This is a genomic window from Collinsella sp. CLA-ER-H3, assembly GCF_040092425.1.
In the GTDB taxonomy this organism is placed as follows: Bacteria; Actinomycetota; Coriobacteriia; order Coriobacteriales; family Coriobacteriaceae; genus Collinsella.
Genome location: NZ_JBBNLP010000003.1, coordinates 52,756 through 78,830 on the forward strand (window position 1 = coordinate 52,756; position 26,075 = coordinate 78,830).

23 protein-coding genes are annotated in these 26,075 nt (G+C 57.1%); 8 read left to right on the forward strand and 15 right to left on the reverse strand.

Annotated elements, in window-relative coordinates:
- Positions 1-245: 245 nt before the first annotated feature.
- The 6 genes from AAAX32_RS03085 to arcC form a co-directional block, all read right to left on the reverse strand.
- On the reverse strand, positions 246-1,700 hold the full coding sequence (locus AAAX32_RS03085; RefSeq protein WP_349099972.1) for a family 1 glycosylhydrolase: 1,455 nt from the start codon (positions 1,698-1,700) through the stop codon (positions 246-248).
- Between the two features lies 1 nt (position 1,701).
- On the reverse strand, positions 1,702-3,051 hold the full coding sequence (locus tag AAAX32_RS03090; RefSeq protein WP_349099973.1) for a PTS transporter subunit EIIC: 1,350 nt from the start codon (positions 3,049-3,051) through the stop codon (positions 1,702-1,704).
- A 9-nt stretch (positions 3,052-3,060) separates the two neighbouring features.
- Positions 3,061-3,354 carry a PTS sugar transporter subunit IIB gene (locus tag AAAX32_RS03095; RefSeq protein ID WP_117565033.1) on the reverse strand — a complete coding sequence of 98 codons (294 nt, stop codon included), beginning with the start codon at positions 3,352-3,354 and terminating at the stop codon, positions 3,061-3,063.
- A 46-nt stretch (positions 3,355-3,400) separates the two neighbouring features.
- Complete coding sequence (locus AAAX32_RS03100; RefSeq protein WP_117565034.1) at positions 3,401-3,727, reverse strand: PTS lactose/cellobiose transporter subunit IIA; 327 nt, start codon at positions 3,725-3,727, stop codon at positions 3,401-3,403.
- A gap of 115 nt (positions 3,728-3,842) precedes the next feature.
- Positions 3,843-5,738 carry a BglG family transcription antiterminator gene (locus tag AAAX32_RS03105; RefSeq protein WP_349099974.1) on the reverse strand — a complete coding sequence of 632 codons (1,896 nt, stop codon included), beginning with the start codon at positions 5,736-5,738 and terminating at the stop codon, positions 3,843-3,845.
- A gap of 373 nt (positions 5,739-6,111) precedes the next feature.
- Complete coding sequence (gene arcC / locus AAAX32_RS03110) at positions 6,112-7,074, reverse strand: carbamate kinase (protein ID WP_055310076.1); 963 nt, start codon at positions 7,072-7,074, stop codon at positions 6,112-6,114.
- A gap of 601 nt (positions 7,075-7,675) precedes the next feature.
- Here arcC and AAAX32_RS03115 point away from each other — a divergent pair.
- From AAAX32_RS03115 to AAAX32_RS03125, 3 genes are all read left to right on the forward strand, one after another.
- On the forward strand, positions 7,676-8,092 hold the full coding sequence (locus tag AAAX32_RS03115; RefSeq protein ID WP_349099975.1) for a DUF3830 family protein: 417 nt from the start codon (positions 7,676-7,678) through the stop codon (positions 8,090-8,092).
- A gap of 2 nt (positions 8,093-8,094) precedes the next feature.
- Complete coding sequence (locus AAAX32_RS03120; protein WP_349099976.1) at positions 8,095-8,619, forward strand: hypothetical protein; 525 nt, start codon at positions 8,095-8,097, stop codon at positions 8,617-8,619.
- Positions 8,620-8,860: 241 nt separating this feature from the next.
- Complete coding sequence (locus AAAX32_RS03125; protein ID WP_055310073.1) at positions 8,861-10,222, forward strand: ATP-binding protein; 1,362 nt, start codon at positions 8,861-8,863, stop codon at positions 10,220-10,222.
- Between the two features lie 370 nt (positions 10,223-10,592).
- Here AAAX32_RS03125 and nifJ read toward each other — a convergent pair whose 3' ends face one another.
- Entirely contained in the window at positions 10,593-14,132 is a 3,540-nt protein-coding gene (gene nifJ / locus AAAX32_RS03130; protein ID WP_349099977.1) for a pyruvate:ferredoxin (flavodoxin) oxidoreductase, read from the reverse strand.
- Positions 14,133-14,580: 448 nt separating this feature from the next.
- Complete coding sequence (locus tag AAAX32_RS03135) at positions 14,581-15,063, reverse strand: FHA domain-containing protein (RefSeq protein ID WP_349099978.1); 483 nt, start codon at positions 15,061-15,063, stop codon at positions 14,581-14,583.
- Positions 15,064-15,581: 518 nt separating this feature from the next.
- Between AAAX32_RS03135 and AAAX32_RS03140 the strand changes: the two genes are divergently transcribed.
- The 3 genes from AAAX32_RS03140 (at position 15,582) to AAAX32_RS03150 (ending at position 17,530) form a co-directional block, all read left to right on the forward strand.
- Entirely contained in the window at positions 15,582-16,940 is a 1,359-nt protein-coding gene (locus tag AAAX32_RS03140; RefSeq protein WP_349099979.1) for an SPASM domain-containing protein, read from the forward strand.
- A gap of 170 nt (positions 16,941-17,110) precedes the next feature.
- Positions 17,111-17,314, forward strand: coding sequence for a hypothetical protein (locus AAAX32_RS03145; protein WP_196033940.1), 204 nt, complete (start codon positions 17,111-17,113; stop codon positions 17,312-17,314).
- 30 nt (positions 17,315-17,344) lie between these two features.
- Positions 17,345-17,530: a hypothetical protein gene (locus AAAX32_RS03150; protein WP_196033943.1), complete on the forward strand. Its 186-nt coding sequence runs from the start codon at positions 17,345-17,347 to the stop codon at positions 17,528-17,530.
- A 390-nt stretch (positions 17,531-17,920) separates the two neighbouring features.
- Here AAAX32_RS03150 and AAAX32_RS03155 read toward each other — a convergent pair whose 3' ends face one another.
- From AAAX32_RS03155 to AAAX32_RS03170, 4 genes are all read right to left on the reverse strand, one after another.
- A complete protein-coding gene (locus AAAX32_RS03155; RefSeq protein WP_349099980.1) occupies positions 17,921-18,046 on the reverse strand; it encodes a hypothetical protein in 126 nt (41 codons plus the stop codon).
- A gap of 368 nt (positions 18,047-18,414) precedes the next feature.
- Complete coding sequence (locus tag AAAX32_RS03160; protein WP_349099981.1) at positions 18,415-20,046, reverse strand: ABC transporter ATP-binding protein; 1,632 nt, start codon at positions 20,044-20,046, stop codon at positions 18,415-18,417.
- A gap of 344 nt (positions 20,047-20,390) precedes the next feature.
- Positions 20,391-21,329 (reverse strand): FHA domain-containing protein, encoded by a 939-nt coding sequence (locus AAAX32_RS03165; protein WP_022094220.1) that lies wholly within the window; start codon positions 21,327-21,329, stop codon positions 20,391-20,393.
- A 3-nt stretch (positions 21,330-21,332) separates the two neighbouring features.
- Positions 21,333-22,523 (reverse strand): hypothetical protein, encoded by a 1,191-nt coding sequence (locus AAAX32_RS03170; protein ID WP_349099982.1) that lies wholly within the window; start codon positions 22,521-22,523, stop codon positions 21,333-21,335.
- Between the two features lie 83 nt (positions 22,524-22,606).
- On the opposite strand from AAAX32_RS03170, the gene AAAX32_RS03175 reads away from it, so the two are divergent.
- Positions 22,607-23,236, forward strand: a complete 630-nt coding sequence (locus tag AAAX32_RS03175) for a hypothetical protein (protein ID WP_349099983.1) — start codon at positions 22,607-22,609, stop codon at positions 23,234-23,236.
- Here AAAX32_RS03175 and AAAX32_RS03180 read toward each other — a convergent pair.
- The 3 genes from AAAX32_RS03180 to AAAX32_RS03190 all read right to left on the reverse strand — a co-directional run bounded on the left by AAAX32_RS03180 (position 23,173) and on the right by AAAX32_RS03190 (position 25,253).
- Positions 23,173-24,078: a hypothetical protein gene (locus AAAX32_RS03180; protein ID WP_349099984.1), complete on the reverse strand. Its 906-nt coding sequence runs from the start codon at positions 24,076-24,078 to the stop codon at positions 23,173-23,175. The genes AAAX32_RS03175 and AAAX32_RS03180 overlap by 64 nt on opposite strands.
- Positions 24,079-24,322: 244 nt before the next feature.
- Positions 24,323-24,919, reverse strand: coding sequence for a recombination mediator RecR (recR, locus tag AAAX32_RS03185; RefSeq protein WP_118385154.1), 597 nt, complete (start codon positions 24,917-24,919; stop codon positions 24,323-24,325).
- A gap of 13 nt (positions 24,920-24,932) precedes the next feature.
- Positions 24,933-25,253 carry a YbaB/EbfC family nucleoid-associated protein gene (locus AAAX32_RS03190; RefSeq protein WP_006235174.1) on the reverse strand — a complete coding sequence of 107 codons (321 nt, stop codon included), beginning with the start codon at positions 25,251-25,253 and terminating at the stop codon, positions 24,933-24,935.
- A gap of 339 nt (positions 25,254-25,592) precedes the next feature.
- Between AAAX32_RS03190 and AAAX32_RS03195 the strand changes: the two genes are divergently transcribed.
- Positions 25,593-26,066, forward strand: a complete 474-nt coding sequence (locus tag AAAX32_RS03195) for a hypothetical protein (protein ID WP_349099985.1) — start codon at positions 25,593-25,595, stop codon at positions 26,064-26,066.
- Positions 26,067-26,075 lie beyond the last annotated feature (9 nt).

Genomic DNA, 26,075 nt, shown 5'->3' on the forward strand with positions numbered 1-26,075 from the left:
TCATTCTGGGATGCGCTTTCCGCAGTTGATTGATGCGGGCTTTAAGGACTGTTCCAAGCTGCCGGCAGAAAAGGAACGTCCCCAAGTGCCGGGTTTCCGCAGTCATTGGGGACAGACTTAAATGACTAGTCGTTTAGGAACGTCCCCAATGACTACCCACAGAATGAGGGTCTCATCGGGGACTAGGTAAATAGCAAAAGCCCCCGCGGCCGAAACGGGCCGCGGGGGCAGCAGGCTTGCAAGGGTTAACTCAAGTCCTCGCCATTTGATGCAATGACCTTTTGATACCAGCAGAAGCTGTCCTTTCGGTAGCGATCGAACGTGCCTTTGCCCGTATCATCGGCATCGACATAAACAAAGCCATAGCGCTTCTTCATCTGCCCCGTCGAGGCCGATACCAGATCGATACAGCCCCACGGCGTGTATCCCATCAGGTCAACACCGTCCTCGACAATTGCATCGCGTAGCGCAAGAATATGCCTGCGCAGGTAATCAATATGATACGCATCGTGGACTTTGCCGTCTTCCAGCGCATCGAGTCCGCCCACACCGTTCTCAGCGATAAAGAGCGGAAGATGGTAACGATCGTGGTAGCCGGCAAGCGTCACGCGCAAACCCAGCGCATCGATCTGCCATTTCCAGGCAGTCTCTTTATCCTTGAGGTACGGATTGCGCAGCGTCGGGAACACGTTGCCCTCCGCCTTCTCAGCGATCACCTGGTCATCGGCGCACACCAAGCGCGAGCAATAGTACGAGAACGAGATGAAGTCGACGGTATGCTCGGCCAGACACTCCGTATCGCCCGGCTCAAAGGGCACGTAAACACCCTCTTTCTCGAGCGCACGCAGCTTCCAAGTAGGATAGGCGCCCGCAGCCATCACGTCAGTGTAGAAGTAGCGGCCGCGGTCCTCCTCATACGCAAGCCATACGTCCTCGGGCGCACAACGGTACGGATAGGTCGCACCGGCAGCGATCATGCAACCCACCTTGTTTGCGGGATCGATCTTGTGCAGGATCTCGACGGCGCGAGCGCTCGCCATAAACATATGGTGCGAGAACGCCGCGGTCACGGCTGCACGGTCACGCTCATCCTCGAGCGTGACGCCCGCGTTGAGATAGGACAGCGCCACGCTGTTGATCTCGTTGAAGGTGAGCCAATAACGCACGAGGCCCTGGTACGCACGTCCGACGGTCTCGACGTAGTGCGCATACCGCTCGATCATCTCTCGGCTTTGCCATCCACCATAGTGCTCGACCAGAGCCAACGGATAGTCGTAGTGCGACAGCGTCACGAGCGGCTCGATTCCGTGCTCGCGCAGCGCCTCGAATACCTGACGGTAAAACTCCAAGCCCTCACTGTTGGGCTCGGCCTCCATCCCTGTGGGAAAAATACGGCTCCAACAAATTGAAAGACGCAGGCACTTAAAGCCCATCTCGGCAAAGAGCTCGACGTCCTCGCGCCAATGATGGAAGAAGTCGTTGCCCCAACGGCATGGATACAGCCTGTCCGGATCATCCACGGGCTTTTGCCTGCCAACCATCACATCCCAGCGGTCGGGACCCTGTGGAATCAGGTCGGAGTGCGACATACCGCGGCCGCCCTCGTTCCAGCCCCCTTCGGCCTGGTTGGCAGCGAGCGCGCCGCCCCACAAAAAGCCCTCGGGCATACCGGCAGCAGACGTTCTGTCAAAGTAACCCATGCTACTCAGTATCCTTGGCAGAAGCTGCCGCGGCGTTCTCCTGCTCCTGTGCCAGGAGCTGGTTGTCGTACACCTTAAAGAACGGGTACCAGACCACAGCCATGACCACGATCAAAACGACCGTAAATACCCAGATGCGCGGGTCGAGGCACTGGATAAAGCCCTGAACGAAGATGGGGAACGTGCCGCTCACCAAGATGTAGAAGTTAGAGACAAGACCCAGTGAGATTGCACCCCAATACAGCAGGGCCGAAATCATACCGCCCAGCACAAACGGAATCATGAGGATCGGGTTGAAGATGATGGGTGCGCCAAAGATCGCGGGCTCGGAGATACGGAAGAAGCTCGGCACGATCGATGCCTTGCCAAATGCCTTAAGCTGCTGCGACTTTGCCCTAAACGCGCAGAGCGCCACAAAAGAGAACGTATTGCCCGTGCCGCCGATGAGGTTGATGACCATCGACATGAGTACCGGGTGGAACTCAAGCGGCTGCCCAGCAGCGTAGAGCGAGGCGTTGGCAGCAAAGGCGGCAAGCGTGACCGGGGCGGTGATGGGCATCACGATCATGTTGCCGTGGACGCCAAAGCACCAAAACAGCAGCGTCATGAAGCAGATAAGCAGTGCGCCGGGCACAGAGTCAACTGCGACGGAAAGCGGGGCAGCGAGCAGCTTCTCGATAACCGAGGGGATGGACAGCGTGGGATCGATCATCTGGATCAGCAGGTTGCCACCAAAGAAGATGAGGATGTTGGCGAGCATAGGCACGATGGCGCCAAAGGTTTCGGACAAAAACGGCGGCACGCCATCGGGCATCTTGATGGTGATGCCCTTGGTCTGGCAGAAGTGCGCGACCTCGACGGAGACCAGGGCAACGATGATGGCGGTAAACAGGCCCTGCGCACCCAGATAGGTGCAGGGGACCGCCTGGAGCACGGACTCATCAGCAAGCTGGTAGTAGGACGACGGCGCCGCGGCGATCAGGAACATCACCAGCGAGGTCATACCGGCGTTAAGCTTGGGCATCTTGTAGGTGCCCGCCAGGTTATAGGCGATTGCGAACGTCACGATCACCGACAGTATGCCCATCGTCATGTTGAACGGGATGAGCAGCGTGAGCTTATTGGCCGTGGCAAAATCGAGCCAAGGGCCAAAGACGGACCAGAACCCGCCCCGCGCCACCAGGTCGGCCGTGACCGGCGGGTTGGCGATGATCATAAAGACGGCAGAGACCAAGATGAAGCTGATCGCGCTCATAAAGCCCTTTTGCATGGAGGCAAAGTGGCGCTCGGCGCCGCAGAAATTGGCAATAGGGGTCAGTTTTTCCTGAAGCAGGGTCATGAACTTTTCCATGGTCGCCTCCTAGCCCAACAGCGACTGGGCGAGTGCCAGCACGTTGGCGGCGTTGCCCATGCCGTAGTCCTGTGCGGGGATGACCGCGGTCGGCTTACCGCTCCCCTGCTTGACGGTGTTGAGCTGGTAGGACACCTGCGGCCCCAAGAGCAGCACGTCATAATCGGCGCAGGTCTCCTGATACTCGCCGATACCCACCGCATCGATATCGAGCTCGATGCCGTTTTGCTCCGCGTATTTCTCGAGTTTCTTCATCAGAATGCTTGTAGACAGGCCAGCTGCGCAAACAAGAAGGATCTTCATAAGGGGTTCCCTTCGCATTGATTGGTTGGATAGTCGCCGCACGCCGTTAGGCGTTCTTGGCTGCAGTGCGCTCATACAGGCAGATCAGCTCCTGCACGAGCTCCTGAGCAAGCATGGAGCACATGAGGTGGTCCTGAGCATGGACCAGCAACACATCCACCGACAGATGCTCGCCCGCCGCCTCGGTCGAAAGCAGCTGCGTTTGGATGTGGTGAGCTTTGATTCCCGCATCCTTTGACTGCTTCATGAGTTTGGCGGCAGCGTCAAAATCCCCCGCCTTTGCCTTTTCAAGGGCCTCGAAGGCAAGGCTGCGCGCCTCTCCCGCTGCAGCGACCAGCTGAAACGAAACCATCTCGGTTCCCTGATCGTCCATAACGGTCTCCTCTCCCGTGATGTTTGGTTTGTACTTGAATATTCGAAACGCCTATCTCCCACCCGCAATCCTCGAGGTTTATTGCAGGCAGGCAGGGTTTTCGACAAAAGAAGCCTTAAGCCGTATGCGCTTGCACAAGCGCCATCAGCTCATGCCAGGACCGGCGCTCGCGTAAGCGCTCGACCCCCTGGCGGTCCATAAAGATCTCAGCGAGCAGCGAGCTCAAGATCCGCGCCTCATCGCCGCCCGACCGGGCAAACGACACCATAAAGACGATATCGACCTCATGGCCGTATTCGTCCCAAAGAATGGGATGTTCGAGCAGGCCCACGGTAACAAAGGCCTCGGCGCTCAAAGGATGCATCCCATGGGGCATGGCCACCCCATTGCCAAACGAGGTGGCACTCGCGCTCTCGCGCTCGGCAACCTCTTGGGCAAACTGGGCATCGACACGGCCGCTCTCGACGGCGCGCTCGGAGAGATATCGGAGAACGGCCTGCTTCGACGACGCCTCAACGCGGTTGAAGAACAGGGCACGGCTAAAGAAAGCGCTCAGGGAGTCCGATTGCGCAGCGTCATCACTCAGCACCTTGCGGATAGCGTTGACATCGCTCGTCTCCAAGAAGAAATCGGCCTCGCGGACGGGCACGGGCAACTTGACGTTGAGCGGCACCGTTGTGAACACGTAGTCGATGTGCGAAAAGTCGAGCGTTCCCACGCGGGCGACGTCGCATGTCTCAATCGACTCGATATACATACCAAACTGCTTGCGGTACTGGTGCTCGAGCATACGGGCGCTTCCCGCTCCCGAGGCGCACACGATCAGGATGCGTTTGCGACGCGGCTGGTCGGCTTGCTGCTCGAGGGCCAGGGCAAATGCCATGGCGATGTAGCCGAGCTCCTCATCAGAGGGCTGGCTGCCAAAATGACGCTCGAGTACCTGCGAGGTGCCGGCCGCCATCGAATAGGCCAACGGAAACCTCGTCTTGATATCGGGCAGCATGGGGTTATCCATATGCATGTGATATTCAAGGCGATAGCCCAGAGGGCCAATATGCCGAGCAAGGTTCATGCGAAGTTCAAGATCGCTGCTAAAGTCAAACCTAAACTCATCGTTGACCGCACATACCATCTCGGAAGCGATCTCCCACATCTCGTCCGAGATAACGGCCGAGCCCTTCTCGGGCACGCCCGTGCCCCTGCCGAGCAAATGGATTGCGATAAAGGCAACCTCTTCTCGGGGCATGCTCACGCCCAGGGCATCCTTGATGTTTGCGGCAATCTGGAAAGCCGCAGCGTATTCGCGCGTTCCCTCCAGCTTTAAAACGTCCGATTCTGCAGCCGGGACATAGCAGCCCTGCTCGATGCGGCCAAGAGCGATGTAAAGATGCATGATGAGATTGCGGGATGCCAGCGAGCTCACCGTGACGGGCGAGGCAGTCAGGGCATCGTCCACACATGCGGCGATGGCCCGCAGGCGCTCGGCGAGCTCTGCATCGTCGGTGTCGGGCAACACGGGCCTCACCAGCGAGGCCAGACACAGACGCCGTTGCGACTCCCCACCCGCAACGCGGATTCCGTAGCGAGGGCGCTTTTCGAGCGTCAAGTCAAATTGGGCGAGTTTCTGCTCTACCAGACGCATGTCATTGGACAGAGTTCGCGCCGAAACGTAGAGTAAATCCGCATACTCCTCAATCGTCACCCACTGGGACCGCATGAGAAGGTCGTTAAGAAGGAAGGACACACGGCCGTCGCGCGTATCAGGAATGCCCGGATGGGCCAGAGCCGCACTGTCTAGCAAGCGAGCAAGCTCATCTGCATGTGCAACATCGATACGATATTGCCCTTTGCTGCCAACGATGCGTGCAACCCCCGCAAGCTTGTCGTTTGCGCGATGGATATAGTTTCTCACGGCGCGCTCGCTTACCTCGAGACGCTTGGCAAGCACCGCGACAGCGACAGGCTGAGCGTCCTCGATCATATTTACAAGCTGCTTGACGCGAGCATCCATGTCCTCCTCCTTTCCCTGCGTCTAGTCTAACGCGGTAAAGAATGACACTCCACGTCGCGCTCGTTCCGCCAACGCGGAACAGGTTGCGGGGAGTCCAGCTGAACTTATAGGGAGCACGGAGAGAGGGCCCGAAAGCAATGCGTCGGTGTGAGATGCGCTTTCCGCAGTCATTGGGGACAGATTTAAATTAGTAGTCATTGAGGACGTTCTTGTTTGACTAGTCGTTTAAGAACGTCCCCAATGACTACCCACCCATCGGGGACTAGGTAAATAGCAAAAGCCCCGCAGTCGGAGCGGACTGCGGGGCTCATGAAGAGAGGCTAGTTTGTGGGCGCCTTGCCTGGCGCCCACGAGAGAGGCAATGGAGTAGAGGCTACTCGTGGATGCGGGTACCGGAGAGGCCGGCCATGGTCTCGGCGGCCTTGTCCAGGGCGCCGATGATGCAGGTGCGGCCCTTGCGGGAACGGGCGAACTTGATGGCAGCGCGGACCTTGGGCTCCATGGAACCCTTGCCGAACTGACCCTCGTCGGCCAGGCGCTCGGCCTCGTCGGCGGTGATGTCCTCGAGCTCCTCCTGGTTGGGCTTGCCAAAGTTGATGGCGACATGCTCAACGGCGGTCAGCAGGAACAGAACGTCGGCGTCGCAGTCCTCGGCCAGCAGCTCGCCGCCCAGGTCCTTGTCGATGACGGCGGGAACGCCCTTGTAGCAGCCCTTGTTCTCGTAGTCGCGGACGACGGGGATGCCGCCGCCACCGCAGGCGATGACGATGAACTCGTTATCGAGCAGGTTGAGGATGGAGTCAGCCTCGACGATCTTCTTGGGATCGGGGGAAGCGACGACGCGACGCCAGCCGCGACCGGAATCCTCGACGAAGACCTTGGAGGGATCCTCGGCCATGAACTCCTTGGCCTGCTCCTCAGTGTAGAAGGGGCCGATCGGCTTGGTCGGGTTCTTGAACGCGGGATCGTCCGGGTCGCACTCGATCTGGGTGACGACGGTGGCGGCGTGCCAGCGCTTATAGCGCTTGTGCATCTCGCGGCCGATGCCCTGCTGCAGGTGATAACCGATGTAGCCCTGGGACATGGCGCCGCACTCGGGCAGCGGCATCTCGGGGGTGCCGATGGCGTCGTGGGCAGCGGCGAAGGCGTTCTGGATCATGCCAACCTGCGGGCCGTTGCCGTGGGTGATGATGATCTCGTTGCCCTGCTCGATCAGGCCGAGGAGAGCGTGAGCGGTGTTGCTCACGGCCTCGATCTGCTCAACGGGGTTGTTGCCGAGGGCGTTGCCGCCAAGGGCGACGACGATACGATCGGGCTTGCCAAGAGGCTTAGACATTGCTGGAATCCTTTCTGTAAAAGGCCTACAACCCATTAATAACCCGCGCCCGTGCGATACGCGAGTTTATTAAGGTTTATATTCTCTTTATCGCTCATTTTATTCATTTTGAAAATAGTTGAACGGTGAACGGTCGCTTTTACCCGCTCAGCGTAAAGAAACCCAGCTCAAGCATATCTACGTCATTTACGTGCAACTTTATTTTAATAGAGCAGGGATTAGACCAGATTATGCAAACTATATCTTTGCTAAACATAAAACAGACAGCGCAAAATCTTACTCGCACTATACGAGATTCTATGCACTTATTGGACGAGTATGCAGCCCTGCAATAACATGGCGTTTTTCATCCACTTAAGGAATAGACGAGTGCCTTTGCCGCGCGTCGGCCGGCAGCCGGCGAGCCGTCTCGTCGATTGCCGCTTCCAGAAAATCAAAAACTGATATTGCGCGCGCAATTGCGGCATGGTACTTTAGCGAAGAACAGCGCGGGCTGGGGCGACAGAGATCTGTCGTGAAGTTTGGGTTCGGCGACCCCGCCGCTGTCTTCTCCTTATCCGCCAGCGAACCCCTTGAGCGACGGATTGAGGAGGTCCTTACTATGACAAAAATGCTCAAGATCACGCTGAATGGCGAGACGTTTCTCGCCGATATGCTCTGGGACAAGGCCCCCGAGACATGCAAGCTGTTCGAATCGTCCTGTCCGGTCGAGTCACGTATCTTTTCGGCCAAGATCTGCGATGCCGAGGTAACCTATCCCGTATCGGGCCCCATTGCCAATTATGAGCACATCGAGAACCCCGTTTTTCACGAGCCGGCGGGCGCCGTGAGCTGGTATGGCGGATGGTCGTCAATCTGCATCTTCTTTGACGTGTGCGAGCCCTTTGGCACCTGCAACATGTTCGCCCGCATCTGCGAAGCCGACCGCGAGCGCTTTGCCGCCGCCTGCCGCAATGTCTGGGACAACCAGGGCATGTGCATCAAAAACGAAATCGTCGAGATCGAAGCGGAGGCCTAAAGATGATGGATATCAACACCCTGCTCGCACTCGACCTTGCCGAGTACACCACTGCACTTGAGGCCCTCGCCGACCAAATGATGCTCGAGGAACCGCGCGATATCGACTACATGCGCCGCCGCAAGCTTGACACAGGCCGCGAATTCGCCGTCTGGAACTTCACCGTCGGCTACTGCATGAACGCGGCCGACGCCCTCTCCCTCCTGCGAGCCCAGGCCAACGAAAACGCCAACGACGGCACCGCCGACCTCGCAACGATCAACAACATCGCCGCGCGCCTGTGCGACTGGTTCTCGGGCGCCTTCGACGTCACCGGCAAAATGGATGACACCACGGCAATCCTCGCCCACAGCCGCGACCTCTACGCCCAGGTAGAGACTCACGAACAGTTTGCAGCCCTCACCCGCGCCACCGAGCGCTATCTGGTCCAGCTCCAATTTTGGGTCGACCGCCAGATTCCCTGGCCGGCCATTAGCGACCTCGTCCACGGCTACCGCCTACGCACGGAGTCCGGCGAGACAAGGTAACCAAGCAAGCAGCACCGACAACACCCCACCATCGGGATCCAAAGTAAGAATCAGAGGGCTGGAGACGCACCCAACAGCGTCCCCAGCCCCTTCGCAAAGTAGAGCACTGTTTCAGTGGCTTTGAGGCCTATTCGAACCTTTGCTATCTCCCAATTTTTGTATATTTACGACAATATTATCTGCCAATTTTTGTATGATTTTAGGCGATTCTATCTGTCAATTTTTGTCATTTGGGGGTTTAATGCTACGCCGTAAGGTCACTGATAGGCTTTTGAGCTGGAAGAATAACTCCAATAAGGCATTACTCGTTACTGGTGCGCGTCAGATTGGCAAGAGCTATGCGATTCGCGCGTTTGGAAAAAGCAACTACGCTTCGTATTTTGAGGTCAATTTACTACTCGATGTCGAAGCAAGGAATGCACTTGTTGGCGCAAAGAACTCCGTTGACTTTATCAACCGCGTAGCCCTTCTTGCGGATGCGCCGCTTGTTGAGGGCGATACGCTTGTCTTTGTCGATGAGATTCAGGAGTATCCGCAGATCGTTACACTCATGAAGGCGTTGGTCGAGGATGGGCGCTTTAGCTATGTCTTCTCGGGGTCTATGCTTGGGACTGAGTTTAAGGGGATCTCTTCTTTTCCGGTGGGGTATGTAGAGCACATTGTTATGCGCCCGATGGATTTTGAAGAGTTTTGTTGGGCAAACAGCGTAAGCGAGAATGTGCTTGCAGGCATTCGCAGCTGCCTTGTCGAGAAACATCCTGTCGAAAACTATATTCATGAGGCGATGCTCAAGAACTATAGAGCCTATATCGTTTGCGGCGGCATGCCGGAGGTCGTTCAGAATTATATTGATTCGGGTTATTCGCTCGTGAGCACACGTGAGCTTCAAACTCAGCTGGTCGATCAGTACAAAAGCGATATCTCAAAATATGCATCGACTCGAGCGTTTAACGTTCGGTCGATTTTTGAGCAAATTCCCGTTCAGCTTGAGGCGGAGTCTCATCGCTTTGTTGTTTCGTCTCTGGGTGAGGGAGCTCGCCTTAAAAAATATGAGCAGGATTTCCTGTGGCTTGTTAACGCAGGTGTTGGATTGATGGTCGCCAGGGTGACGGAGCCACGGAGTCCTCTCAAGAGGACGGAGAAAACGACAGCCTTCAAACTATACGAGTCTGATACAGGCATGCTCGCATCGCGATACCCCGGCAGCACCGCACGCGCTGTCTATCTTGATATGAAAACTCCCAACCTTGGTGGTCTCTATGAGAACGTGGTCGCGCAGGAACTCGTTGCCCTCGGGGCGGATGCATGGTACTACCAAACGCGTGAGGTCGGTGAAGTTGACTTTGTGATCGAAGGCGTCCACGGTCATGTTGTCCCAATCGAGGTCAAATCGGGCAAGAAAGTTCGAGCGCACGCGGCCCTCGATCGTCTGATGAGTGTGGGCGAGTACAAAATTCCCGAAGCCGTTGTACTAAGCCACGAGAATCTCAGCAAAGAGGGCAAGGTTCTGTACGTTCCAATCTACATGACGTTTTGTCTCGATGAGTTTATGGAAAAGGATGACCCCAATAACGATTTCTCGTTCGCACCCATATCTCTCTAGCCATTTGAATCCGCAATCCAGCCCCGTCCACACATCAATGCATTTCCCAAGGTGCTGCGCGTTTCGCGCCAAAGGCGCGAAAAAGCAAAGGGATAAGGCGTTGCAACAGCCACGCCCCCCATCCATCCCCAAAGTAACGCGCCTTTCGCGGCAAAGCCGCGAAACAGCGAAGGGGACGGAATTCCCGGCCAACTACGTCCTTCATCCGCCCACACAATCCAAGGACGTAGTCGTAGCAGGATCTGAGGGCTGACCTTCGCGGACACTCCGCAGGACGAAAGAACCCCCGCCGCACGTAGTGCGCAGCGGGGGTTCTTTCATGTCCGAGGACGTCCGCGAAGGTCAGCCCTCAGATCCTGCGGTGGGAGACCTAGGCCTCGTTGTACACCGTCTTGAGCTTCAGCAGGTGAGCGTAGCGGTCCATAGCGGCCTGCTCGTTCTCCTTGAAGAGCTCCTCGGCGCGCTCGGGGAAGGAACGCGTCAGCGAAGCGTAACGGGCCTCGTTCATCAGGAACTCCTGATAGCCGCCCGCGGGCTCCTTGGAATCGAGCGAGAACTTCTTGCCGGCAGCAGCCTCGGGGTTGAAGCGGAAGAGGTTCCAGTAACCGCACTCGACGGCCTTCTTCATCTCGGCCTGGCAGTTCTGCATGCCGCCCTTCTTGATGGAGTGCATCTCGCAGGGGCTGTAGCCGATGATGAGGGACGGGCCGTCGTAGGCCTCGGCCTCGTGGATGGCCTTGAGGGTCTGAGCCGGGTTGGCGCCCATGGCGACCTGCGCCACGTAGACGTAGCCGTAGCTCATGGCGATCTCGGCCAGGGACTTCTTCTTGGTCACCTTACCGGCAGCGGCGAACTGAGCAACCTGGCCCAGGTTCGAGGCCTTGGAGGCCTGACCGCCGGTGTTGGAGTAGACCTCGGTGTCGAAGACGAAGACGTTGACGTTGTGGCCGGAAGCCAGGACGTGGTCCAGGCCACCGAAGCCGATGTCGTAAGCCCAACCGTCGCCGCCGAAGATCCAGAAGGACTTCTTGGTGAGGTAAGCCTTGTCGGCGAGGATCGCCTTGGAAGCGTCACAGCCGCACTTCTCGAGCTCGGCAACGTAGGCAGCGGCAGCGGTCTTGGAGGCCTCGGCGTCGTTGACGGAGTCGATCCAAGCCTGGCCGGCGGCCTTGAGCTCATCGGACGGACCATCGGCAGCGATGATGTCCTGGGTAGCGGCGATCAGCTTGTGCTGAACGGCCTCATAGCCAACGGCCATGCCCAGACCGTGCTCGGCATTGTCCTCGAACAGGGAGTTGTTCCACGCCGGGCCGTGACCGTCCTTGTCCTTGCAGTAAGGAGCGGTGGCAGCGGGGTTGCCCCAAATGGAGGAGCAGCCGGTGGCGTTGGAAATGAACATGCGGTCGCCGGCGACCTGGGTCACCAGACGTGCATAGGCGGTCTCGGCGCAGCCGGCGCAGGAGCCGGAGAACTCCAGGTAGGGCTGCTTAAACTGGCTGCCCTTGACGTTGGCCGCGATGAGCTCCTTCTTCTCGGAGACGCTCTCGACCATGTAGTCCCAAACGGGCTGCTGGTCCATCTCCTGCTCGGTGGGAACCATCTCGAGGGCGCCCTTGGGGCAAACCTTGACGCAGTTGGTGCAGCCCATGCAGTCGAGCGGGGACACAGCCATGGTGAACTTCATGCCCTTGGCCTTGGGGCCCATGGCGTCGAGCGTGCGGGTAGCCTCGGGCGCGGCGGCAGCCTCGTCCTCGGTCATCGCGAACGGACGGATGGTGGCATGCGGGCACACGTAGGCGCACTGGTTGCACTGGATGCACTTGGTCTCGTCCCAGTGGGGAACAACCACGGCGACGCCGCGCTTCTCGTATGCGGAGGCGCCCAGCTCAAACTGGCCGTCGGCGCAATCGACGAAGGCGGAAACAGGCAGGCTGTCGCCGTCCATGCGATCGATGGGCTCGAGCAGGTTCTTGACCTGCTGGGCGATAGCGGACTTGGTCTCCTCGGAGAGCTCGACGGGAGCGGCATCCTCGGCGGTAGCCCAGTCGGCCGGAACCTCGAACTTACGGAAGGCGGTAGCGCCGGCATCGATGGCCTTGTGGTTGGCGTCAACGATAGCCTGGCCCTTCTTCATGTAGGACTTGGTAGCCGCGTCCTTCATGTACTGCAGGGCGTCCTCGGCGGGCAGGACCTTGGCCAGCGCGAAGAAGGCGGACTGGAGCACCGTGTTGGTGCGCTTGCCCATGCCGACCTTAGCGGCCAGGTCGATAGCGTCGATCAGGTAGACGTTGACGTTGTTGTTCGCGATGTAGCGCTTGGCCACGGCGGGCATGTGCTCGGCGAACTCCTCGTCGCTCCACTGGCAGTTGACCAGGAAGGTGCCGCCCGGCTTGACGTCGCGGACCATCTTGAAGCCCTTAACGATGTAGCTGGGGTTGTGGCAAGCGACAAAGTCGGCCTTGGTCACGTAGTACGGCGAACGGATCGGAGAATCACCAAAGCGCAGGTGCGAGACGGTGACGCCGCCGGTCTTCTTGGAGTCGTACTGGAAGTAGGCCTGGACGTACTTGTCGGTGTGGTCGCCGATGATCTTGATCGAGTTCTTGTTGGCGCCGACGGTACCGTCGCCACCCAGACCCCAGAACTTGCACTCGATGGTGCCGGGGGCTGCGGTGTTGGGCGCATCCTCGGCCTCGGGCAGGCTCAGGTTGGTCACGTCATCGACAATGCCGATGGTGAACTCGCGCTTGGGCTCGTCCTTCTTGAGCTCCTCGAAGACAGCGAACGCGGACGCGGGAGGCGTGTCCTTGCTGCCCAGGCCATAACGGCCGCCGACGACCTTGATGCCCGTCTTGCCGGCCTCGTAGAGAGCGGAGACGACGTCCTGGTAGAGCGGCTCGCCGATGGAACCCGGCTCCTTGGTACGGTCCATGACGGCGATCTTCTGGACGGTCTCGGGGAGAACGTCGACGAAGTGCTTGATGGAGAACGGACGGAACAGACGAACCTTGACCAGGCCGACCTTCTCGCCGTGAGCGTTGAGGTAGTCGATGACTTCCTCGAGCACGTCGCAGAAGGAGCCCATGCACACGACGACGCGGTCGGCATCGGGAGCGCCGTAGTAGTTGAACAGGCCGTAATCGGTGCCGAGCTTCTCGTTGATCTTCTTCATGTAGCCCTCGACGACGGCGGGAAGCTCGTCGTAGACCTTGTTGCAGGCCTCACGGTTCTGGAAGAAGATATCGCCGTTCTCGTGGCTACCGCGGGTGTGCGGGTGCTCAGGGTTGAGCGCGTGGTCGCGGAAAGCCTGGACGGCGTCCATGTCGCACATCTCGGCCAGATCCTTGTAGTCCCACATGGCGACCTTCTGGATCTCGTGGCTGGTGCGGAAGCCGTCGAAGAAGTTAAGGAACGGGGTCTTACCCTCGATGGCGGCAAGGTGAGCCACCGGCGAGAGGTCCATGACCTCCTGGACGTTGCCCTCGGCGAGCATGGCGAAGCCGGTCTGACGACAAGCCATGACGTCGGAGTGATCGCCAAAAATGTTCAGGGCGTGGGAAGCGACGCAACGCGCGGAGACGTGGAAGACGCCCGGGAGCTGCTCGCCCGCGATCTTGTACATGTTCGGAATCATCAGGAGCAGACCCTGAGAAGCCGTGTAGGTGGTGGTCAGAGCACCGGCGCCCAGCGAACCGTGAACGGTACCGGCTGCACCTGCCTCGGACTCCATCTCGACGACCTTGACCGGGGTGCCGAAGATATTCTTGCGACCCTGGGCCGCCCACTGGTCGACATGGTCGGCCATCGGGCTGGACGGCGTAATGGGATAGATTCCCGCTACCTCGGTGTACGCATACGAAACATATGCGGCCGCCTCGTTGCCGTCCATAGACTTAAACTTACGCGCCATATACCCCTCTCCTCTCATATAGGTATACAGGCCCCGGCGATCGCCGGGATGTTGGCGTGATGGGATTTACGCTGTTGCTTCCAATCATCTGGCAGGCAGGCTCAGCAGCAGGTACGTGGCGTGGAGAGAAGACATGCCGAGGCGAGGGACAGCTGATGCGCCCCACAGACCCGACCGCCCGTCTTGCACATGACCGAGCGCCGCAAAGGCCGCATGCCGGATGCTCCCGGGCACGCCCCGGCGATGGGAAGCGCCCGCAACGGAAATCCGCATGCGGGTTTATTGTACCCCGCCGTCAAGTGTAATTTCGGCAAATATAGGCGGGCGGTAAAGGTTTACCTCGGGTGACCGCCAAGGGCCAAAATGGCCCCTCCATCCCCGGGCGACCGGCTCTGGAGCGCCAAGGAATGTCCCCAGCCGGCAGAAAAGGAACGTCCCTATCTGCCGGCTAGAGAGCACCGAAGAGGATGGCGTAGGTAGTGGATTCGCCGAGCTTGAGCTCGTCGCCGGGATTGAGTTGGGCGGAACGGCCGGGCTCGACCTGAATGCAGACGCGCGTGGCCCCGTTTACCACCACGGTTCCGTTGGTGGACGACAAGTCCTCGACGTGCCAGATATTTTGAGCATCGCACCAGATATGGGCATGGCGGGCCGAGACATCGTCGCCGACGTCGGTGATGTCGCCCTCCCCCGTTGCCAGCGCGCCGATCTCGACGCCTTCCTCACTCGGCTGAATCCAGCGCGGGGCGCTCACCACGTAGCCGTTTTGCACGCGCAGCAGTCCCAGCGGATGCGCCGGCGCGACCTCGTGCTCGCCCGCGATCGAAGATGTGCTCAGCGAGCGCGGCGTCGACGTGGCGCCGCCACAGGTCGCATGAACGCGGCGGCTCGCCCGACTTGGAACCAAGGCGGGCGTGAGAGCAAACGGCATAGGGAACGAATCTTGCGGATGTACTCCTCGACGTCAGGCAGGTAAGCCCCACGAAGTCGCCGGGGAGGCCCAAGCAGCCCGGCACCACTTCCAGATTCTGACCAGGGCGAGTCGTTCGCCGATAGCTGAAGGCTCGCTCCCACCCAAAAAGGGGAGATTCGCGTTGTTCCCCAATCGCTCTCGCATCTTTCATTTTGCTCGAGGTGGGCTATAAAAAACTTTCCTGGTGAAAGGCGGTGATTGGTTTCCTTTCTTTCTAGATGAGCGCGCCTGTAATCTGTTTTCATCCTAAATCAAGTTAAGATCGGACCTTCCAGAGGCAAGTCGACTCAAACTGCGAGGCTCCATGCTGGAATAAAGAGCGCTGTCGAAGTGCCAACAACGCAAAGCTTGCCAGTCTCAAATAGAACCTTTTGGGAGTCCGATTGAGCCGCACGCCGAATCCCCGCTGGTGGTTTTTTATAGCTGCGTAACAATAAACAAGGTTAGTGCCAGTCCAGCATGAAATTGAGGAACGTATGCATTTTTTCTCAGTAAGTGATCGTCGTTACTGCTTCGATGAGGTCACTCGCAATTGCTTTCAGGTTGACCAAGCATCAGAAGATGCGCTTCGCGTATTTGAAGCATCGGGAAGAACGGTCAACTCGAAGTTGCTAACGAAGTCACTTGCTGCGAAAGGCTACGACCAAACGACCATAGCAGAACTTGAAGACGACATTGATGAATATCAACGATTGTCTGAGCGGACTATCTCAACAAAAGACACGCCTCGAAAACTTAGATCCATCGAACTCCACGTTTCACATGCATGCAACCTTGGTTGTAGTTACTGTTTTGCCGGTAAAGGAGATTATGGGACGTCTCCTCTGCTGATGACAGACGAGATAGCCTTCAAGGCGGTCGACTACCTCGTCGCAAGTTCATCGGAAAACGAAACGCTTACGATCGTCTTTTTTGGTGGGGAACCCATGATTAACGAGCCGCTGATATGGAAAACGGTCGACTATTCAAAAAGAATATACCCCAATAGAAACTTTACCTATTCTATTACGACCAACGGAACGCTTTTGAATGACACTGCTGTGAATTCTTTCAAGGAGCACGGGTTTTCTGTTCTGATTAGTCTCGATGGTACAGGATGTAAACACGATGCATCGCGCCCGTACAAGACGGGAGGCGGCTCTTTCTCCGATATCGACAAAAACGTTCGTCGTTTTTCCGAGTCGTTCCCCTTCGGCGCAAGAGCGACCTTAACAAAAAATAACTGTAACCTTGTTGAAGACTATCTTCAGTTTAAAGAGATGGGTTTCAGAAGGATTTACTTCTCGCCCGTAAGCTCATTCGATGAGAATATCAAACTCGACGAACACTCATTAAACAAAATCAGGGCGGGCTTAATAGATTTGGCGGATCAATATCTCAAACAGATTGATCAAGGGGAAAAGCCCTTGTTTAGAACATTGAAAACTGCAATTGATTTGATTATGAGCAACAGGATCGCCTTTGTCGGATGCGGGGCTGGCAGGCGTTTTATTTCTGTGACTCCCGAAGGAGACGTATACCCCTGTCACAGGTTTGTCGGGATGATGCGATTCAAAATGGGCAACATCATCACCGGAATTGACGAAACTAGGTATATTGAAAACTGGAGTCAGGGTGTCGAAAAAAGAATTGACTGTACGGACTGTTGGGCTCGGTCTTTCTGTGGTGGGGGCTGTAGCTGGGAGGCTGCAGACGAGTACGGCTACTTACCCAAGAGTCTACACCCTGCATCATGTGAATATAGAAAAATGTGCTACGAGATGGCTTTTGACCTTATTTCCCGCCACTCATCTTCGCAGGAGAAAAATCAACGAGAAGCTACTGTATCGGAATAAGCGGTTCAGCGCATTGCTGTCACCATTGTGGAGGTGTTCGTTCTTCTGATTACCGTCTGCAAAGCTTATTGCTACGTTCGCCGAAACCATTCTAGAAATATGGTGAACTAGACATCTTGGTTTGTTATACACAATATTGAGGTTTTTTCTGCACTCAAAGGGAGGTAGTCGTGAAGCATATTCATCCGATTAATCCAGGAAGTAGCGACGAGGCAGGCGTGAAGCCGATGTCTTTTGACTGCCTCTTGGGCATTACTGACATCTGTACTGTTTATGATAAAGCAGATGGCTGTGGTGCATACGATTACTGCGACTATGACATGGATGGCGGCAGCATCTGCGTTGTAGATCACTGTGGCATTGATCAAACGTAGTCTCTAATTGGATTAAGGTGAGGAGCTGTTATGAAGCATATCCATCCTGTTGGTTCAAGTGGAAATGAAAATCCTCCCGTTGAGCCTTGTTGTCTTGGAGTTGATATATGCAATTTTTACGACATCGCCGAGTGCCCTGTTGCGGATTGGTGCTATGTCGATAAAGAATCAAGCTGCGTTTTGCCAGCAGATTGGTGCGATCCAGTTGACGAGTAGTTTTTGTGGCTAGAAACTATTTGGTCCAATTCAGAATAAGATGGGAACAAATACCAAAATCTCGTGTCTGGGAGGAGTTATGCCATTATTGCAAGGTCTCGTTGGATTAGCCTTTATACTTGCATTATATTTAGCACCCTTTTTAATTTTATTCTTCATTATCCGACTCTTTCTTCGGAAAAAATAGGAGTATCACGCAAACATTAGCGTAGCTTTCTTCCAATATGAGCCGAGCATTGGCAAGTGGAATAAGAAGCCCGACCGTTCGCCATATGAAAGTGATCGGACGGGCTTCTCTATTTAACCCGGGCCGCCACCCATAGCGGCTTTCCAAGCGTATTCTCGGTGCAAAGCAATCGTCAGTTTAATCCTATGCGTTGATACCGCATTTCATTTGTTCGGCTCGAATTCTACGGCCTTGCAGCCCTCGCACTCTCCGGCAAACGGATTGAACGCGAAGGCAGAGATGATGTGTGCGTGGACATCGAGGCTGCTGTAGGCAACATACTGGGGCATGGACCCCCGCTGCGCGTGGCATGCGGCCCGGCATATTCATTGCCGTCCAACCCCGTGTAGTTGCAGCAAAGGGCGGAACCTCAATGCTCAGCTCATGTTGTCCGTGGGACACGAGAATCGTAAGTACACTTTGATGCGATTCCCACGCTGATACTGAGCCACCTGGAATAAGATACGTCGCGACAACACTTCGCTTCACCTCTGTCTCGACAAGACGACGTAGACTAAAGTTTCCTTTAGTAAGAGAACGAGAACTATATCTGAAAGCGTTGCGATGGCGTGAAGGCACCGAATCCGAACCGCCTGAATGCTACGTGCATCTGCATCGCTTTTTTGTTATCTCTGCCAGTTGGGTAGCACTACACTTGTCAGCATTTACCCTGGTACATGCTGCCTAAATCCACTACCCCTTCTACCGCGCCGACCATCTCGTCATCGTGAGAGACAACGATGATCAGCTGGCTTTGCTTGTTGCGCTTAACATAGGCCGCAAGCTCGGCGCGGCTTACAGCGTCTAACCCAGTCGTGGGCTCGTCGAGCACCAAAACTGACGACTTGCGTGAAATCGCCGACCATAAGTACACGCGGCGCAGCTCACCGCCCGAAAGCGCGGAGCAACGTTTCCCGAGTAACTCCTTCACGCTGTTTTCCAGCGAAGGTAGGTCATCTACACCCCGGTGATAGGGAGAAAAGGGCGTGTCGAAATACTCTAACAGCTCTTTCACCGTTTCGTCCGGCGCGAAGCACGACTGTGGGCAGCACGATATCTCTCTCGCACGTATGTAATCCAAGTCGCATTCTTCGATTGGCACACCGTTGTATTTTACTTTGCCTTTCGATGAGTATAGCCCGAGCATCAAGTAAAGAAGTGACGTCTTGCCTCTTCCGTTCTCCCCAACTATGCAATATGTACCAGGACCGGAAAACTTGAAAGAAAACCCGCCGAGGACCTCTCGGACAGATCCGTCTGGAAGGACAACCGAGAATTCCAAATCAGATACCGAAATGTCATTTATTCCATCAAGTTTCGCCAAATCGGTCCGATTCCACCCCGATCTCGCCTTTTCCCTCGTCGCGATAGCCGTCCTATCCCATGATGCTTTGGCGTCCTGATAGGATTTGAACAATGACATCATACTTTTCAAAGTCTTAAAGAGAACCGCGAAGTATGTACCGATGATAGTGTACTCGCCTATTGACATAGTCCCGTTAATGATTCGTACTCCGGAAACAACAAGTATCACCGCTTGAAACAACGCTGCGAAAAGACCATCGAGCGATGCCAGAGAATATGATAGCTTTCCGGAGCGCAAAACTTTGGGAAAATAGCTCTTAAATCCAGCGTCGAGCGCTTGTTCGCTCTTGCCGTACGAAGATGCCAGTTGAATGTTGAGAATCTGATTAAGCTGCGATGCAATTGCGGCGTAAAAGGCGCTGTCCGCCTCTTTCTTCTCATACGTGACCCTATACAAAAGTTTCCTCAACCCAGTAATTACACAGAAATACACGATGAGGAGAATGATGGAAAACACCGCGAGAGTTGAATCAATTGACCATATGATAAGCAATACGATGGGAATAGCTACAATGGACAGCGGCGCACTGATAAAATTCGCCAAAACGAAGGATGAGACCACGCTGGAGTCGGAAATAATCCGTTGCGTTGTATAGGCTGGATCGATGGTCCGACTCACCAAGTAATCGTCTCTTTCAAAACGCAAGACGGCCTCCCTGAGAAGATCAAAGGAAAGTCTCGTGGTTATGCGAATGGAAAGTGTTCCTGCAAAATAAGTAAAGAGGGTGGAGAAAACTCCTATTGACGCAACCAGGAGCGCGAAGAGTACGGCGTCTCTTTCGCTGCGGTTACCAAGAAGAAAATCTAAGAATTTCCCGTTCACGTATGGCATGGCATAGGAGAGAGCGGTTCCAATCACCGTGATAGCAATGAAGACGAAAGCCCCTTTTGCTCTGATGAACCTCGAGAGAACGCATCGAATCAAGGAAGGCCCCAATCTACCCGCCACAAAACATCAATCACTGATACCTTACACCTCAACACAACAGGAGCGAAGATTTGTCAATGAGACTGCTTTAAGATTGCCTTGGGCCAATACGATCTCAAGCTCTTCCTACAAGAGAGTCGGAATCGGACATCTCCTCCGACGAATCTGGCAATCGGGCGGTTGAAATATCTTTTTCAACCGCCCGATTGCCACAATAGATTGGAGCGTCCGCCCGCAAACGACCTCGTTTTACACCCACCAAATCCTTTGCCTTTTGTCGCCTTTTTGCTGTTCGCAGCCTTAAACAAGAACTATTTCGCCGCAACTTATCGAGGGGTTGGCTAGAGGGCACCGAAGAGGATGGCGTAGGTAGTGGATTCGCCGAGCTTGAGCTCGTCGCCGGGATTGAGTTGGGCGGAACGACCGGGCTCGACCTGAATGCAGACGCGCGTGGCCCCGTTTACCACCACGGTTCCGTTGGTGGACGACAAGTCCTCGACGTGCCAGATATTTTGAGCATCGCACCAGATATGGGCATGGCGGGCCGAGACATCGTCGCCGACGTCGGTAATATCGCCCTCACCAGTGGCCAGCGCGCCAATCTCAACACCCTGCTCACTCGGCTGAATCCAGCGCGGGGCGCTCACGACAAAACTGTTTTGTACGCGCAGCAAGCCCAAGGGGTGCGCCGGGGCGGGTTCGCGTTCGCCCGCGGTCATCGACATGCCAAGCGAACGCGGCGTGGAGGTGCCTCCGCCACAGGTCGCGTGCGCGTAGTCGATGGCATAGTTCACCGAGGACCGCACATCCGCCGAACAACCGACAGCGACAAACAGCACCAGCACGGCCTCGGCGCGCTCGGCGGGCATGAGTTCCGCCGCCTGGGACAGGCGATCGAGCGCGTTGCGATAGAGATTCGTGTCCTGGTGGCACTCTTCGAGCGCGCGTACCATCGGTTCACCTGCAGGACCGCACACCATATTGATCACAGCCGTGGAGTCCATGGGATTTCGCTGGCGCAGGGCCAGTTGCGACATAATGCGCGCAGCCGAGGTACCGTATTCGGCAAAGTAGCGCTGCTGAAGCGTGCCGACCGGCGCGCGAACGATAAAGCGGGAAACCCAAGAGCGATCGGCGGCTCGGCTCTGCGGGCTGCGGCCGTCGGCGAGCGGACGGGACGAAAGCACCAAGCCGCACAGCTCGATATGGCTCAGATGCGCCGCGCGCTTAAAGATGTCAAACATGGCCCCGCATGGGGTGAGCTCAACTTGAGATGCCATGACCTAGGCCTCCTTGGTCGTAGAAATAGAATCAGACGATACTTCGACAGGTACGCCAAAAGTACGGGCAGCTGCGGCTCCACCGGCAAGCGGAGTCGCCATCTGGGCTTTTGTGCGTCGCGGTGCCGAAACGGGAAGTTCAAAGGCAAAGCCCATCGCAAGCAAAAACCACGTAAGCGTATAGGTTGCAACCAGAGCGGCAACAAGGCCGCCCATCAGAGCGCGTTGGGAAAATACGCTACATGCAGCCACAACCAGCACCGGAACCTCGCAGGCAGAAAGCGCAAGCACACCCTGCAGGAACCCCGAGCGCCGATCGCGCGCAAGTGCCCCCGCGGCAACGCCGGCTATGTCTGGCAACGCCAACGCCAGTGCGGCAATAATACCCGGTAGCGACCCAGACCACACGAGCGATCCCAAAGTCGCCGTCACGCGAGCGCCCGATGCCAGCAGCGCGGCCGAAACCACGACCACAGCCCAAACCACGCCGCAGACGACCGCCGCGCCGACCATCAGCGCGCGACGAACCGCGCGGCCGGACGCATCCATAGGGCACGGCGTAAGCGGCTCGCCGCGGAGCGAACGACCGACATTTTGCGCATAGTGGTCACAAAACGCCGAGAGCGCCGCCTCGACCGCCGCCGGCTCGGGACGATCTTTTTGATGGCTGGACAGACAGGCCATTACCACGTCGAACAGCTGGGCATCGACAAACGCCAGCGCATCGCGTAGCTCTTCGGAATCCGGCTCAAGCCCTAGCTGCTGGGCCTGCTCGGCCGCGGCGAGCGCCACATCGGGCTCACGACGAAGCAGCTGAGTCAAATCGCAACCGGGCGCATGGGCACCAATGGGATAGTCGGGCCGCGTGTCCATCTTGAGACGGTAGGGGCTCGCGATGTCGCGCGTCTTTTTGCGCGAACCCGAGGTGCCCGAAGTGCCCGGCGCGGCTTCGTATGGCGCGACGCCGGCAATGAGCTCGTAAACCGTGCTTGCCGCGGCATAGACGTCGATCGCCGGCGACATACGCAAAGCGCGCAGGTCGGGAATATCGTCGGTGAGCATCTCGGGCGGGGCATAGGCAACCGTCGCGCGACGCAGCGTGGCATAACGCTCCGTAAACGACGCCTTGCCGCCGGTACCGGCCACGGCCGACGCAGGCTCAAGCCCAGCGACGAGCCAAAGTCGATCAGGCACAGGTCAAAGGTGCCCTCGGCAAGCTGCCGATCAAGCGGCAGGCGCGCCGTGCGCACCATAATATTAGCGGGCGAGATATCGCGATGGACAAAGCCCTCGCCCACCAGGCTCATACGGCAGAGCAGATCGAACAGGTCGCGACCCAGACGCGCCGCCACAAGCGGCGACAGGCGTCCGGCATCGTCCACGGCGAGTCGCGAACGCAAGCGGGCAAGCGTCTCGCCCTCGACCCATTCCATGACAATTGCAGGCACACCGTCAACCACGCCCCAGCCATAGAGGCGGGGAAAGCCCTTAAGGCCCGAAAGGGCGCGATGGCATTCATATTCCTCGCGAAATGCCGCTTTGAACTTGGCGACCAGCGCCTCATGGGCGGCATCGTCGTCAAACTCATCGCGCGTCGGCAAGATGAGCTGTTTGAGTGCTACGGCCTCGCCTTGGGCGTTGACGGCACGCGTCACGCGGCCGATACCGCCACGGCGCATGGTGGCATCGTCGGCAAACAGTATCGTAAAACGACGCAGATAGGCAGGCAGTTCGTCCTGACCGAGCGCAATGGCCGGCTCAAACCCGTCGACACGCGCCAGGCGCAGGCCGACCATGGGATCGCGACCGAGCGATTGTGGTGTGGTGGATGCAAGATCGGTCATCATAGGGCAAGCGCCGCCACGTTATTGTTGAAGTTACCGAGCGCGACGTCATCATCGCCGTAATGGCCGACCCATTGACATAGGTTGGTGTAACAGCCCCACAGATTGGCATACTGCTGATACCACCTTGACCGGGGCGAGAATGTCTGACGACCGAACTCGGCTCGAATGACAAACATCTCCCCGACCAGGCTGTCGCACGGCCTGGGATCTCCCGTAGAGTTATAGGTCGAGACCACGTCATTGGCACGAGAAACATAGCCGTCGAGCATGTTGTACTTGGTCACAAGCCAACTGTGAATGCTCTCTTCCTCAGCAGCGGAAAGGCCACCGGAGTTTGCATCGTTGTCAGTGTTGCCGCCCGTCGAGCCGCCGTTTCCAGACCCTCCGGCAGAGGAACCCGACCCAGAGCCGCCGCCCGAACTCGACGAATCCGAGCCGGAGCCAGAAGTATCCGAGCTACCGGGCTTTCCGGACTGCTGGACGTCCTGCTCCTTCTGCTGCTCGACCTTATTCACCGTTGCCGCCACGCTATTGTTGGACAACCGATCGATGATCTTGGTGTTGGTGAGCACGATGGTTTTGCCATTGGCAAGCGTGACTTCGTTGTCCGGGGCCTCGGCACCGTCCGCATCGTCGGTGCCAAACACAATATGCGCGACCACGCTTGCCCAAGCATATCCAGTCGTGGTGCCCAGATCACTTTTGACCTCATGCCCCACGCGCGGTTCGCGTGCGGCATGCGCCTGCATCATGGACGGCGCGGTCATGCCATAGGCAGAAACGCCAGCTATGACCAGCACCAGCGAGCACGACAGCAGCGCGTACGCCCGAGGCGCCAAGCCCAGTCGGCGTCGCATGCGCACCGCGGCGCCGCGCTTTGTCTGAGTACCACCGGGCCGCATGCGTTCTCCTCCAACAAAAACACGCCGCTCGGGAGCGGCGCATTCATTCGAATCCATATTTGAGTGTATCAGCGAACCCAAAAGGTTGCGCAACGAATGGGCAAATTAAGGATGCGAGTGGATGCATCCATGCGATAAGCGGATACAAAGCATCTTTGTTGCACAACAAACTTACAGTCGCACAGGGAAATTATGACTACCCCGTGCGTCGCGAGGAAAACATACGGCAGGAGCAGGCTCGCACCTAAATCGTGCGACGGGCCTCGATGGCGCGCCCGAGCGTGAGCTCGTCGGCATACTCCAGGTCGCCGCCCACGGGCAGGCCGCTTGCCAGACGCGACACCTCAACGCCCAGCGGCTTGATAGTGCGGGCCAGGTAGCTCGCCGTGGTCTCGCCCTCAATATTGGGGTTGGTGGCGATGATGACCTCATGGATGTCCTCGTGGCCCAGACGTGCCAGCAGCTCGCGGATGTGCAACTGCTCGGGACCTATCTTGTCCATGGGGCTGATCACGCCGCCCAGCACATGGTACAGGCCATGGTAGCTGCCCGTGCGCTCGATTGCCTGGACGTCGCGCGGCTCGCCCACCACGCAAATGCGAGTGGTATCGCGCATCGGGTCCTGGCAGATGGAGCACTCGTCGGCCGTGGCGTAGTTAAAGCAGCGGCTGCAAAAGTGGACCTCCTGCTTGACCTCCAGGATGGCCTCGGCCAGGCGGCGGGCCTCCTCGGCATCGGCCTCGAGCAGGTAATAGGCGATGCGCTGGGCCGACTTGGGACCAATGCCCGGCAGACGGCCCAGCTCATCGAGCAGTTTTTGCAGACTGTGGTTGGCACTCATATATATGCGTGTCTTAGAACGGCATGCCCGGGATGTTGAGGCCGCCGGTGATGGCGCCCATCTGCTTGTTGGCGAGCTCGTTGACGCCGCGGACGGCCTCGTTGACGGCAGCCATGATCATGTCCTGCAGCATATCGACGTCCTCGGGATCGAGGGCATCGGGATCGATGGTGAGGTTGACGAGCTCCATCTCGCCGTTAACGGTCACCTTGACCATGCCGCCGCCGGCAGAGGCGTCGACGGTCTGGGACTTGAGGTTCTCCTGCGCGGCGGCAAGCTGCTCCTGCATCTTGCGGGCCTGCTTCATCATCTGCTGCATGTTCATACCGGCCATGATGGCTCCTTTACGTGCGGCCGCACGCCGAGCTGCAAGGGCAGCCGGAGCACGGCGGGACTTTCAAACTCAAAAATCGTACCACGGCGCGCGGCGAGAGAGCGGGGCGGACGTGTTACCTCAGTCGATATACATGTCCTGGAGCGTGATGCGCCCCCAAGATTATGCAAAGTTGAATAATTCGCATCTGCATAATATTGAAAGCTAAATCTTGTAGAGCCGGAATCCGACATTTAATGCGTGCCACTAAACAGCTAAATGCCGAACCGCTGCTCGAGGCGACGCACATGGCGGCAGGGTATAATTTGATTGTCATAAATAGCAATTTGGAGGTGCCCCATGAATGCCCCCGACGCGCTCCAAAACATCCGCTCAAAACACCCCACTCTGTATTTCGTTCTCTACCTCTTTGCCGGCTGGGCATTGCTGGTTGTCGTCACCCACGCTATAGCCTTTGGAGCAGAACTGCTGGTAGCCAGCTCGGACCAGCCGGTCGTCAAATGGGAAGCGACCGATGAGTGCACCGATGGAACCCGAACTGTTTACTACAACAGCCCGTCCCTCTATCAAGAGTTCAAGGTCAAGATAAAGGACTTCAAGATTGTCGATGCCGAGCTAGGCGTTTATTTGGCAATCGGAGCAACCATTAACGCCGAGCAAGTCGAGTACACGGACAGCCATGCGACGTATCGTATCGACCTCAGCATCCTAGGCCGACCGTCACGCACCTGTCTGCTCAAATGCGACATACGCGGCACCACGTTGCACATGTCCGAAATACAGATGCGCCCGGGCAAAGAGATCTCTTCTTGAGCAGCATAC